At 73.6% G+C, this 11,592-nt stretch carries 14 protein-coding genes; 4 read left to right on the top strand and 10 right to left on the bottom strand.

Annotation, left to right across the window (positions count from 1 at the left end):
- Nucleotides 1–53: 53 nt before the first annotated feature.
- The 6 genes from IE108_RS08155 to IE108_RS08130 form a co-directional block, all read right to left on the bottom strand.
- The gene (locus IE108_RS08155; protein ID WP_064731526.1) at nt 54–866 is read right to left on the bottom strand and encodes a GvpL/GvpF family gas vesicle protein; all 813 of its coding nucleotides are present in this window, start codon (nt 864–866) and stop codon (nt 54–56) included.
- Complete coding sequence (locus IE108_RS08150) at nt 863–1,177, bottom strand: gas vesicle protein K (RefSeq protein WP_064731527.1); 315 nt, start codon at nt 1,175–1,177, stop codon at nt 863–865. The genes IE108_RS08155 and IE108_RS08150 overlap by 4 nt, the downstream gene beginning before the upstream one ends.
- A gap of 49 nt (nt 1,178–1,226) precedes the next feature.
- Nucleotides 1,227–2,156 carry a gas vesicle protein gene (locus tag IE108_RS08145; protein WP_229851708.1) on the bottom strand — a complete coding sequence of 310 codons (930 nt, stop codon included), beginning with the start codon at nt 2,154–2,156 and terminating at the stop codon, nt 1,227–1,229.
- Nucleotides 2,146–2,628, bottom strand: coding sequence for a gas vesicle protein (locus IE108_RS35215; protein WP_064731529.1), 483 nt, complete (start codon nt 2,626–2,628; stop codon nt 2,146–2,148). Before IE108_RS35215 ends, IE108_RS08145 begins: the two co-directional genes overlap by 11 nt.
- 209 nt (nt 2,629–2,837) lie before the next feature.
- Nucleotides 2,838–3,374: a hypothetical protein gene (locus IE108_RS08135; protein WP_064731530.1), complete on the bottom strand. Its 537-nt coding sequence runs from the start codon at nt 3,372–3,374 to the stop codon at nt 2,838–2,840.
- A 200-nt stretch (nt 3,375–3,574) separates the two neighbouring features.
- On the bottom strand, nt 3,575–4,693 hold the full coding sequence (locus IE108_RS08130) for an FAD-dependent oxidoreductase (protein WP_064732116.1): 1,119 nt from the start codon (nt 4,691–4,693) through the stop codon (nt 3,575–3,577).
- A 364-nt stretch (nt 4,694–5,057) separates the two neighbouring features.
- On the opposite strand from IE108_RS08130, the gene IE108_RS08125 reads away from it, so the two are divergent.
- The 3 genes from IE108_RS08125 (at nt 5,058) to IE108_RS08115 (ending at nt 7,092) form a co-directional block, all read left to right on the top strand.
- Entirely contained in the window at nt 5,058–6,014 is a 957-nt protein-coding gene (locus IE108_RS08125) for an SLAC1 family transporter (protein ID WP_064731531.1), read from the top strand.
- 24 nt (nt 6,015–6,038) lie between these two features.
- A complete protein-coding gene (locus IE108_RS08120; RefSeq protein ID WP_064731532.1) occupies nt 6,039–6,689 on the top strand; it encodes a hypothetical protein in 651 nt (216 codons plus the stop codon).
- Between the two features lie 76 nt (nt 6,690–6,765).
- On the top strand, nt 6,766–7,092 hold the full coding sequence (locus tag IE108_RS08115; protein WP_064731533.1) for a hypothetical protein: 327 nt from the start codon (nt 6,766–6,768) through the stop codon (nt 7,090–7,092).
- Nucleotides 7,093–7,132: 40 nt separating this feature from the next.
- Here IE108_RS08115 and IE108_RS08110 read toward each other — a convergent pair whose 3' ends face one another.
- Nucleotides 7,133–8,116 (bottom strand): zinc-binding dehydrogenase, encoded by a 984-nt coding sequence (locus tag IE108_RS08110; protein ID WP_064731534.1) that lies wholly within the window; start codon nt 8,114–8,116, stop codon nt 7,133–7,135.
- Between the two features lie 61 nt (nt 8,117–8,177).
- Here IE108_RS08110 and IE108_RS08105 point away from each other — a divergent pair, with 61 nt between their 5' ends.
- Nucleotides 8,178–8,486, top strand: a complete 309-nt coding sequence (locus IE108_RS08105) for an ArsR/SmtB family transcription factor (RefSeq protein ID WP_064731535.1) — start codon at nt 8,178–8,180, stop codon at nt 8,484–8,486.
- A gap of 13 nt (nt 8,487–8,499) precedes the next feature.
- Here IE108_RS08105 and IE108_RS08100 read toward each other — a convergent pair whose 3' ends face one another.
- Genes IE108_RS08100 through IE108_RS08090 form a run of 3 tightly spaced genes read right to left on the bottom strand, consistent with a single transcriptional unit; the run spans nt 8,500 to nt 11,373 of the window.
- Complete coding sequence (locus IE108_RS08100) at nt 8,500–9,879, bottom strand: hypothetical protein (protein WP_064731536.1); 1,380 nt, start codon at nt 9,877–9,879, stop codon at nt 8,500–8,502.
- On the bottom strand, nt 9,876–10,544 hold the full coding sequence (locus IE108_RS08095; protein WP_064731537.1) for a hypothetical protein: 669 nt from the start codon (nt 10,542–10,544) through the stop codon (nt 9,876–9,878). The genes IE108_RS08100 and IE108_RS08095 overlap by 4 nt, the downstream gene beginning before the upstream one ends.
- A complete protein-coding gene (locus IE108_RS08090; protein ID WP_159394650.1) occupies nt 10,528–11,373 on the bottom strand; it encodes a hypothetical protein in 846 nt (281 codons plus the stop codon). The genes IE108_RS08095 and IE108_RS08090 overlap by 17 nt, the downstream gene beginning before the upstream one ends.
- Nucleotides 11,374–11,592 lie beyond the last annotated feature (219 nt).

Below are 11,592 nucleotides of genomic sequence, written 5' to 3'. Positions count from 1 at the left end.
AGAACCGGGCCGCCGTCGCGACCTTCCGCGGGTTTCCGCCGGCCCGCCCGGCGTCAGCGCGCCGTCTGATCCGCCGGCTCGTGCGGCCGGGTCTCCGTGAAGGAGTACGGCGGCCAGGGGCCGAGGAAGCGGATGCGCAGCGCGGGCTCGCCCGCCTGGGCCTCGCTCAGTACCGCGCCCACGGCGTCGATGTCCTCCCGGCGCACCAGCAGGGCGGCGGAGAGGACGGCCGTCTCGTCGGGCGCGCGCTGGGCGGGACCGCGCTCGCGCAGGTCCTCCGCCACCGACAGCAGCCGACGGCGCAGTCCGGCGTGCAGGGTGTCCGCGAGCTGCCCGGCGGTGTTCTTCTCACGCTGCTCGCGCTGCTTGGCCAGGAGCCTGCGCATTCCCGGGGAGCGTCCGTCGTCCCCGCCGTCCGGCGTGTCCGTGGCCTGCGCGCCGGACTCACCGCCCGCGCCGCGCTCCAGGGCGACCTCCACCCGCAGCTCGCAGCGCCCGGCGAGCGCGTCCAGCTGACGGGTGACCTCGTCCCGCTGGTCCCCGACCCAGTCGCCGAGCCGCTGTTCGGCGCCGCGGCCCGACGCCGTGTCGGCGGCCACCAGGACGTTGAAGGTCATCGGCAGCAGGGTGCCGGCGCGCTCCCAGACCGTCGTGACGGCCTCGCTCTGCTCCGCCACCCAGCGGCGCACCCGGTCGTCGTCGCCCTGGAAGGGTTCCGGCGCCGCGTCGTGCACCAGCGCGGCCACCCCGGTCCCCTCGACCGGCACCAGCCGCAGCCGGCGTCCGTCGAGTCCGGTGACCCCGTCGGCGGCGCCCGGCAGATCGGGGAGCAGGGCGTAGACGTACAGCGCGCTGTCCTCGGTCATCGCCCGGTCTCCTCCGCCCAGCGCTGGGGGTTGATCAGCTTGTCCACGACGTCGTCGACCACCTCGTCCAGACCGCGGTGCAGATCGGCGACCGACGCCGTGATGCCGTGGTCCTCCTTGATCTGCTCCATCGCCTCGTCCAGCTCCAGCAGGGCGTCGGCGAGGCGTTCGGACTCCTCCGGGCTCAGGTCGCCGCCCTCGATACGGCGCATGGCCTGGCGGTCCAGCGCCTCCTGGATGACCTCGACCAGCGTCACGACGAGGGACAGCACTCCGTGTTTGAGGCTCTTCTCGTCGACGGTCAACGGCATGTCGTCCCCTTCTTCCTCCGCGTCACTGTCACGTTCCTCCGGGCGCCGCTCACGCGGGCGCCGTCAGCCGGCCGGCCGACTCGAACCGCCGGGCCCAGGCCGCCGGATCGTCGGCGGACAGCCGGTACTCGTCGCCGCCGACGGTGCGCAGCAGCAGGACGCTTCCCTCACCACCCGGCCCGTAGCCCGGTGCCCGGCTCACCTCCGCCAGTTCGGCCGTGGCCAGCACCAGTGCGGGCCTGCCGTCCACCGGCGACTTCCAGGTCAGCCGGTCCGCCGTGAGCCGTGCCCGGCCGCCCCGCCACATCGGACCGGACCTCCGCGGCTCCTCGTACCACAGGTGCCCGTCGGCGAGCGGCGGTTCCTCCTCGGGGGCGCCGGGCGGGAGCGACGGCCCGAGGCTCCCGGCGAGGGAGCGGGTGAGCAGGTCGTGCAGGGCCTCGGGCTCCCGCGCGGAGAGCAGCTCCCGCCGGCCGTCGGCCAACGCGACCTCCAGCCGCAGGCGTTCCTCGCCGCCCACCGTCTCCTCGGGCTTCAGCCGCACGTCCCGTACGGCGTCCAGATCCGTCTGCCAGAGCACCTCGCGCGGCTCGCCGCGCAGGACGACCAGGCGCTGGTCGGTGAGATAGACGGTGCCGGGCCGCCAGCCGTGGTAGACGCCGCCGGTCAGCAGGTGGCCGCCGCTCATCCGCCGCACGACGCTCTCGTCCTCGCGCAGCCCGAGGACACGCGGCACGGCGGAGCGCTCCGCCCACTCCCGGGTCGCCTCGTCCCAGTTGCGCATCATGCCGTACTCCAGCATCGTCTCCATCCCCGCGATCGCCGCTCGCACCGAGACGCCGATCAGCGGGATGTCCGCGACGGCGACGATGAGGTCGAGGTGCAGAACCGCGCCCTTGTTGAGCAGCACCTCCACCAGGTCGTCCAGGGTCACCCGGGGCTCCCGGGTGGGACGCATCGGCGGCTGTTCACTCGCCACGCGGCTCGGCCTCCCGCTCGGCGGAGCGCCGACCGCGCCTGCCGTCGCCCGCCCGGTCACCTTCGTCGGCGCCGTCGTCCGCGCCGCCCTCCACGGCCGCGTCGTCGCGGCTCACGACGGCGGCCCGGCCGGACGCCTCCCGCATCTGCGCCTGCGCACTGCGCCAACCGCACCAGGGGCACCACTGGTTCAGCAACTGCTCCACGGGGGCGCGCTTGCCGCACGCGGGGCAGGAATCCTTCTCCTCGCGCGTCTCCCGCCACGCGGCGGTCTCGGTGTCCGTGCCGGAGGGGAACTCCAGCCCGTAGCGGGCCGCCGTCTCGAACGAGGCGAGGGCCGCCCGCAGGCGGATGCCCAGCAGTTCGACGCCGGCCACCGAGACCATGATGTCGGCGTTGAGCACCAGGCCCTTGTCCAGGAGGGTCTCCACGACGTGCGCGAGGCTGCCCTCGCCGTCCCGCCGGGGCTGCATGGGGGCCGCACTGACGGCCGGAACCGTGCGGGCGGACGGCTCGCGCGCGGCGGCAGTGGCGGGGAACCCGCCTTCACCCGGGGAGGTTCTTCCGGAAACGCTGCTCATCCCAGCCGCGTATCCGGTCACGCGCCTTTCATACCCGGCGACCGCTCACACTCGGCGTCCCACCACGTGACACGCGTCACCGCAGGGGCCGGACCCGGCCGTCACTCCACGAGCGCGTATACACCGATGATCACGACCCCGATCAGCATGTCCATGAACCCCGCGCGCAGCGACGACGCCCAACGCAGCCCGGCGGTACGGGCCGCGGAGATGCCGAGGCAGAACAGGGCGACGGTGTTGAAGAGCAGGGCGGTGTCGGCGGCGGTCTCCTCGGACCACCAGTCGGCCACCGCGCCGAGCAGCAGGCACACGGTGGGCAGCGCCGCCGCGACGAGGGGCCACTCGGCGAGCACCGCACGCAGGCGGCTCGGCCTGGCCCCGCCCTCGGCGACCGCACGCTGGGCGATCACGTGCGCGTAGCCGTGGGCGGCGCTCGACGCCAGCGCGGTGAGCAGCACCCAGAGCGCGTCCTCGCCGGGGTCGGCGACCTCGCCCGGCACATCGAGGGCCGCCACCAGGGCGCTGGCCAGGACCAGGCCGTAGATGCCGCGGAACAGCCACAGCTCGGCGGTCCTGGGCGGCAGACCTCGCCGCGGGGCGGCGTTCGCGGAATGGACGTGGTCGGCGGGTTCGGACATCGCGTCGCCTCGGTGCGGGGGAGGAGTGGGTCAGAGTGGGTCGGCCCATGCTCACCCGCGCGCAGCCCGGGAACACGGGTGCCACGCGGTCGAGCCCGGCCGTTCGCCCGAAGGAACCGGCACGGCCGTGTGGCTGCGGTGGACCAGGACGGGGCCGTACGACGGCCGCCTCGGTCGCGCGCCGGTGCGCGACGGCGTCACTAGCGATCGAACAGGGCGACGACGCTCCGAGGGGCTTCGGGGCCGAAGAAGGTCTCCAGGTTCCGGGCCGAACGGCCGGCGGCGTCACCGCCGCGCGGGAACAACCGCTCCTCGTAGGCGGCGAGCGCGGCTTCGACGTCACCGTGCCGCACCAACTCACCCGCCAGCTCCGCACCGTCGTACATGGCGAGGTTCGCGCCCTCGCCGGCGAAGGGCGACATCAGATGCGCGGCGTCGCCGACGAGCGTGACGCCGGGCGTCCTCTCCCAGCTCAGTCCGACGGGAAGGGCGTGGATGGGCCGGAGCAGCGGATCCGCGTCGCTCTCGGTCACGAAGGCGGTCAGCTCCGGCGACCAGCCGTCGAACTCGTCGGCGACGCGCCGGAGGCCGGCGGGCGGATCGCCGAAGTCGATCGACCTCATCCACTCCTCGGACCTGTTCAGCGCCGCGTATCCGCGTACCTGCCCGTCCGCGTGGCGGTGCACGATGATGCCCTTGCCCGGCGCGACCGCCATCAGGGTGCCGCTGCCGATCGCGTCCACGTCCGCCCGACGGGCCCGACGGCCCGAGGCGAGGGCGACTTCGACGAAGCACGTTCCGCTGTAGCGGGGCGCGGCGGTCGTGAGCAGCGCACGGACCTTCGACCAGGCGCCGTCGGCGCCGACGACGACATCGGCATGTGCGGCGGGCCCTGCCGTGAAGGTGAGGTCGTAGCCGCCCCGGGGCCGGCGCCGGACCGAGTCGACCTTGCGGCCCCACTTGATCGTCCCCGGCGCCAGTGAGTCGACGAGCAGGTGCCTGAGTTCGCCGCGGTCCACCTCCGGACGGACGGAACGGCCGTCGGCGGGTTTGTCGAGCAGGATCGTGCCGTGCCGGTCCACCACGCGCTTGGCGTCCTCGCCCGGCCGGACCAGGGTGCGGAACTCGTCGTGGAGACCGGCGGCCCGAAGCGCGTACTGGCCGGTCTCCTCGTGGATGTCGAGGAGGCCGCCCTGCGCACGGCTGGTCGCCGAAGCCTCGCTCTCGTAGACGGTCGCGACGACACCGTGGGCCTGAAGGACCCGGGCGAGCGACAGCCCGCCCAGTCCCGCTCCGACGACGGCGATGGTCTTCTGCATGCTGAGCTCCCTGATGCCGGCACGGCCGGCGGTGGTCGGCACCGGCAGCGGGCAGGAGCCCGATCCCGGCGAGGAGACGCTCAACGATCAGAACCATCTGGATCGATGTGTGCGCGATGTCCGGCGGCGGCCCGGCGGAACATCGTTTTTCGCGACCTTCCGACTATAACGCGGCCCGCTTCCGTGCCACGGCCCGAGAGGCCTTGCCTCACCCGGAGAGGGGCCCGCAGGGCCTGCTCCGAGCGGGTGACGACTCCCGCTGCGCCTGCCCACCGGTGCCGCCGCCCCGTGTCACAGTGACGGCGCCGGCGGCTCGCCCGACGCCCCGGCCACCGACGGACACCGCAGGGGAAGGGGGCGCGCCATGTACCGGAGCACCTACCGCCTGGCTCCGAACCTCTTCGGGATCAGCTTCGGCACGGCCGGGCTCGCCCAGCTCTGGACGCTCGCGCGGCACACCACCGAGGTGCCCGACTGGCCGGGCGCCGCGCTCTGGATCACGGCCGCCGCCCTCTGGGCGGTCACGGCGACGGCGTACTGCGCGAACGCCCTGTCCCAGGGGCGGCTCCGGAGCGAACCGGCGCACCCGACGACGGGCCCTTTCACGGCACTGCTCCCCATCATCCCCATGCTGCTGGGCGTAGCCCTGGAACCGTACGCCGGGACGGCCGGCAAGGTGGTGTTCGTCATCGGCCTCGCGGGCACCATCGCCCTGGGCGCCTGGCTGACCGGGGCGTGGATCCGCCTGGAGATGAGACTCACCGACTGGCACCCCGGGTACTTCCTGCCCACCGTCGCGGGCGGCCTGATCGCCGCCGGATGTGCGGCCACGTTCGGCTGGGTCCGGCTGTCACAGCTCATGTTCGGCTACGGCACGGTCTGTTGGTTCGTCCTCGGCTCCATCCTCCTCGTCAGGCTCTTCACGCAGCCCGCCCTCCCCGCGCCGCTCTTGCCCACCATCGCGATCGAGTTCGCGCCCCCGCTGGTCGCGAGCAACGCGTGGTTCGTCATGAACGGGGGCCGGGCGGATCTCGTCGCCACCGCACTCGCCGGCTACGCGCTCCTGATGGCCCTGGTCCAGCTCTCCCTGACCGGCACCTACCGGAAAGCCCCCTTCGGCCCTCCCTATTGGTCCTTCGCCTTCTCCTACGCCGTGGGCTTCACGGTGACGGTCCGCTGGCTCCAGGCCGAGGACGTCCCCGCCCGCACGGAGATCACCTACGCCCTGCTCGGCCTGGCAACCGTGGCCTACGGCGCCCTCTTCGCACGTACGGTGCTCGGCCTGGTGCGCGGCACCTTCCTGCCGAGAGCGCCCGCGTAGGATCGCCGTCCGAGGGGTGATGGCATGGTCATGAGGCAGTGGTGGGGAACGGCGATCGTGGCGGCACTGCTGCTCACCGGTTGCGGTGGCGGCGCGCAGGCCGGCGGCGCGAGCGGCAAGGCGGCCGCGCTCTCCCAGGACGAAGTGCGGGACGTACTGCCGGACGACGCGGCCATGCCCGACTGGAAGCAGTCCGCTCGGCCCACGGCCGTGCGGATGAACGACCTCTACCGCCGCGAAGCCTGCCCGATCAAGGGCAACGCGGGCTGTGAGGAGTCCCGGTTCTTCGGCGCCTCGACCTTCCGGCACGACGACGACGCCGCCTACGTCAGCTTCCTGGTCGTCGCCTACGACAGCGAAGAGGCCGCCGAGAAGGCGTACGACGTGCTGTGGGAGGGCTCCTACGGAAAGAAGGCCGGGCCGCGTGCCAGGACGTTCGACCTCGGCCCGCTCGGCGACGAGCGTGACGCGCGGTTCGGTACGTCCGGCTTCGAGGGCGAGCCCGGTGCGGTGACCCAGACCCGCGTGGGCACGACGCTGCTGTGGACCGAGGCGGCCTCCACCGGCAAGGGCGGCATCGACGAGGACGGCGTCCGAGAGCTGGCCACGGTACTCGCGGACCGCTCCCGGCAGGCGCAGAACGGGGACGCGGTGTCGGCGAGCCTCGGCGGCTGACGGGGACCCTGCCTCCCCGGGGACTTCGTCGCGTTCCGTTCTGCGCCGTGGGGATCCGGTGGGCAGGATGGAGCCCATGGAGGCGGATCAGTCACCGGAGCGCACGCCTGATGGGCATTTCGTCGTTGTCCGGGGGCGGAAGTGGCGGGCGACCGACCCTTCCATCCCGGAGGAGCCCGCGGCGCGCCTGCGAAGCCATTTGATGTCGGCTCGGCGCGCGGTGCGCGATGCGCTCGACCAGAGCGACGCGCGGGCCGAAGCGGCGGCGCGTGCGCGGGTGAACCGGGCGAAGGTCGCACTGGGGGAGCGCGGAACGCCATGGTGGGAGCAGTCCGACCGGGCGCGCCGGGAGCGGTGGGAGGGCGGATTGGCGGAGCTGGACGAGCGGGCGCCGGACGTGTAGGCGCCCGCACGGCCGGATACCGCCGAGTTGACCTCCGCCCTCACGCGTCGACCGCGATGGCGATCTTGCCGCGCGGGCGTCTGCGGCCCTCGCCGGTGGAGCCGCCCTCCAGCAGTGCGTGCGCCTGCGCGATGTCGGCCAGCGGCAGAACGGCTCCGATCACCGGCCGGATCCTGCCCTGCTCGACCAGCCGGCCGAGGGCCGCGAGCTTCGCCCGGTCGGGGCTGACGAAGAGGAAGTGGTAGGTCGCGTTCACTCCCCATGCGGCGAGCAGGTTCTGAGGTTCGGGGATGTCCACGATGGACACCACGCGGCCCCGGTCGGCCAGGACCTCCGGGCTGCGGGTGAGGGTGTCCCCGCCCACCGTGTCCAGCACGACGTCCACTCCTCCCGTCGCCCGGACCTGCGGCACGTAGTCACCGGCCGAGAAGTCGATCACGTGGTCGGCTCCCAGCTCGGTGACGAACTCGTGATCCCTGGCCCGGGCCGTGGTCACCACCTCGGCCCCCAGCGCGCCGGCGACCTGGATGGCGACCGAGCCGACTCCGCCCGCTCCGCCGTGCACCAGGACCCGCTCGCCGGGCCGCACCCCGGCGCGTTCGACCAGCGCCTCCCACACCGTCATGCCGACGAGCGCGAGACCGGCGGCCTCGACGTGCGACAGCTGTGCGGGCTTGGGGCAGACCAGGGCCTGGTCGACGACGTGGAACTCGGCGTAGGTGCCCTGTCCGGCGAAGACCGGCGCCAGGTACCAGACCTCGTCGCCCGGCTGGAACTCGTCCGCCCCGGGGCCGGTCTCGACCACTACACCGGACACGTCGTTGCCGATCACCGTCGGCAGCGCCACCTGGTCGCGGTAGTCGCCGCGCCGGGTCTGCAGGTCGAGGGGGTTGACGGAGGTTGCCACCACCCGCACCAGCACCTGCCCGGGCCCGGGCGTGGGTCTGGGCAGCTCTCGGGCGGCGAACGCGGCCTCCGCGGCACCGAAGCGGACGAGTTCCATGACGCGCATCGAAGTGGACATGCGACGACCTTAGATCGTCATATTGCGAATCGCCAATATGTCCGTGCGTTACGATCACCGTATGTTCTCGGAGGCGGAGTTGCTCGCTGTGTTCCGGGCCCTGTCCAATCCGGCCCGCCGCCAGATGTTGGTGTGGCTGAAGGAGCCGATGAGCTTCCCCGGCCAGGAGCCCGGCGACGTCGAGATCGGCGTCTGCGTGAGCGACATCCAGCGGCGCACCGGGCTGGGGCAGTCGACCACGTCGCAGTACCTGGCGATGCTGCGGGAAGCAGGGCTGGTGATCGCCACCCGGCGAGGCAAGTGGACCTACTACCGCCGCGACGAGGCGAACATCGCCCGCCTCCTGGAGACCCTGCGCGACGTGTTCTAGGGCCGGTCGGCGTTCAGCGTTCCGCGCCGGCCTCCGGGCCCGCCGGACGGAGCACCGGGTCCCGTTCGACGGCACCGGTCGACGGCAGCAGTGCCACGGCCAGGGCGACGGCCGGCAGCATGATCACCGCCGCCCGGGCTCTCGGTCCGAGCCCGTCGCCCGCCCGGCCCGCGTCCCCGCTCCCCGCCCGGCCCGCACCACCGCCCACGTCCCCGCTCCCCGCCGTTGCGGCAGCCCACAGCCGCGACCAGCGCGGTGCGAGCAGCGGCCAGAGGACGGCCAGCCCCACCAGGGCGGACCACAACGGGACCGTGAGGACGTCGCGGTGAGCCAGGTCCAGGCTGCTGGCGGCGGCGGACGACCAGGGATCGCCCGCGAGCACGAGGGCCGCGGTGGTGAAGCAGACGACCACCGCGGCGTGCACGAGCAGGATCACCGGGCCGGCGAGGGCCAGCAGGGCGGGAACCAGTGACCCGTCGGCCCGCTCGGCGCACCACCGGCGCAGACGGTGCGGCGGATGGGTCAGGCCTCCCCGGGTCCGACCGCCGCCCGCGCCGATCTCGTCCAGCGCGTGCTCGACGGCACGCCGTCCGCAGACCGCGGCCGCGTGCCGGTCCGCCGCCAGCTCCGCGCACCACAGCGCGGCCACGGGCACCATGATCACGCTCGCCCGGGACAGCACGACCACGACCTGCGGCCACATCAGGGACGCCGTCGGCTCGTGCCGCCAGGCGAGCCACACCAGCGGGGCGGCCCCGAAGGCGAGGAAGACCGCGGGCCAAGCCTGCACGGCCCGCGTGAACGGGCTGCCGAGGCCCGCGATGAGGTGCTCGCCCGACCCCAGGTGCCCCGCCTCGTGCAGCAGCAGCGCCCTCGCCCGGGCGGGGTCCCGGCGCCACAGCGCGAGGAACCCGAGTGACACGGCGATCCGTCGCTTCCGCCAGCCCGCCGCGTAGACGCGCGCGGGAGGGCCCTTGCCCCACAGGGAGACCATGACCGTGGCACCCGGGGCGACAGAGGCGGCGACGTCCCTCAGACCGCCCACCCCTTGGGGTGCGGCCGCGTCCGTGGAGCCCAGCGCCGTGAGCGGCACCAGGCGGTACCGCAGGCGTGTGTACCACCCCCGCAGGTGGGGCAGGGCCACGGCCAGCAGCCCGGCGACCAGGACGAGGGACGGCATGAGCTGGCTGACCGTGGAGGCGCGGAGCGCGGCGAACCCGGGGCTCGCGACGACCTCGGGGCCGTAGGCGCCCTCGTCCGTCCACAGGTCGCGGATCTGCTCACGCCACCACACCACGCCCGAGGGCAGCTCCCACACGTACGTGCAGACCAGCAGCCACAGCCACGGGGGCGGCGGCAGGCGGACGCCCCCGTGAGCCGCGTGTGCCCTCATCGCGAACGGCCCCGGGCGCGGGCGGAGCGCCGCAGCCCGGGCACCCGTGCGGCCAGCCGTCGCAGACCGGTCCTCGGGGTACCTGCCGACCGCTCACCGGACGCGTCCCGGCCCTCGCCCGCCAGGAGGCCCAGGAAGGCCCCGGCCCCCTCGTCCCGGCCCGCGTGGAGCGCCGCCACGGCCGAGGCGGCCGCCTGGTCCGCCGCCGCGGGATCCATCCCGTGGGCCTGAAGGCGCCGGGACACCTCGGCCACCGCGCGGGCCAGCACCAGCAGTTCGCCGCCCCCGGTCGCCGGCTCCGCCGGTGCGGACCCGCCGGTTCCCTCCGCCGGAGAGGCGCCGTCGCGTCGCCGGTGTACGGCGAGCAGCAGGGTGGCCGTGGAGACGCCGTTGGCGACCACGGGCGAGCCCAGCGCGGTCTTCAACAGTTCGCAGGAGGCCGCCAGCGCGTCCCACAGGGCGGGCAGGACGGTCGTGACCAGTTCACCGCCGCTGCCCGCCGTGACCGACGGGGCCCGGCGCACGAGCGCCCGGCGCCCGCGGCCGCCCCGCGCGTAGGTGAGCGCCGTGTGCACGGCGAAGTCGGTCTCGTGCGGCGCGGACGCCGACGCGATGGCCGTGGCCCACGCCTCCAGCCGGGCGGACGCGTCAGGACCATTCGACACGGAAGCTCCTCGTGCCGTCGACCGTGGTGCCGCTCAGCGTGACGGACGCGGAGCCGTCGGTGATGCTGCCCTCGATCGTGGTGTCGGTGTTCATGCCGTACGGGAAGCTGGTGTAGGTGCCGCACTGGAACAGTGGCTTGGGCACGAAGAGCAGGTTCAGCGAGGCTCCCGCGGCCGCGGCCGTGTCGGTCAGCTGCCCGGAGAAGGAGCCGTCCCCGTCGTCGGACAGCGACCAGTAGGCGATCTCGACGGACTCCCCGTCGACCGTGTCGGTACCGCTCTGCGCCGAGGTGACGCCGAAGGCACCGTCCGCGGTCTGGTCGTCGCTGGCCCAGGAGAGGTGGAAGGAGTTGCCCTCCGTCCCCACGGGCTCGTCGATGATCAGTGTGGCGGGAAGGGCGTAGGACCGGGAGTCGGCGGCGCAGCCCGGGTCGGCGAAGTCGACGGTGACCTGCGCCGTGCCGCTCCACTCCCCGTGCGGCACACCGGAGGTGTCTTCGGAGATGCCCTCGTCGCCGCTCTCCGTCTCGGGATCCGTCGCGTACGGGTCCTCGTCGGCTTCGCTCTCCTCCGTATAGGTCGGCTCGCTGGGAGTGGTATCGGCCTCCAGCGGTGTGTCGGTGGCCGGCGCGGAGCTGGTCACGACCGTCGTGGGCGTACTGCTCGTGCTCGTCGCGGACTCGGCTTCGCCCGAGCCGTCACCGTCGCCGCACGCGCTGACCGCCGCGATCCCGACGAGGCAGCAGCTCACTGCCGCGACGAAGCGCCGCGTCAGTGGACACGGCCGGCCGGAGCCGTGCGAACGCGGCTCTTCCTGGAGTTGTGTCATGTCGTCGTCCCCCCGGCGGTGCCCCCCGGCAGCCGCCTGCTCACCCCAACGGGCCCTTGCCATCGGCGGATCCGTGCGCCCTGATCGACCGCCCAGGTGGCCGGAAAAGGGGGTGGACGTCCGCCGTAGCCCAGGACCATACGGGACGGGAACGTAGATCATGGAGAAAACGTGAAAATCGTGCGAACCGGTGAGTGGGCCGGGTGCTTCCGGGTGGCG

The sequence above is a fragment of the Streptomyces parvulus genome, assembly GCF_014648855.1.
GTDB classification, from domain to species: Bacteria; Actinomycetota; Actinomycetes; order Streptomycetales; family Streptomycetaceae; genus Streptomyces; species Streptomyces parvulus.
This window is presented reverse-complemented; position numbering and strand designations above follow the sequence as displayed.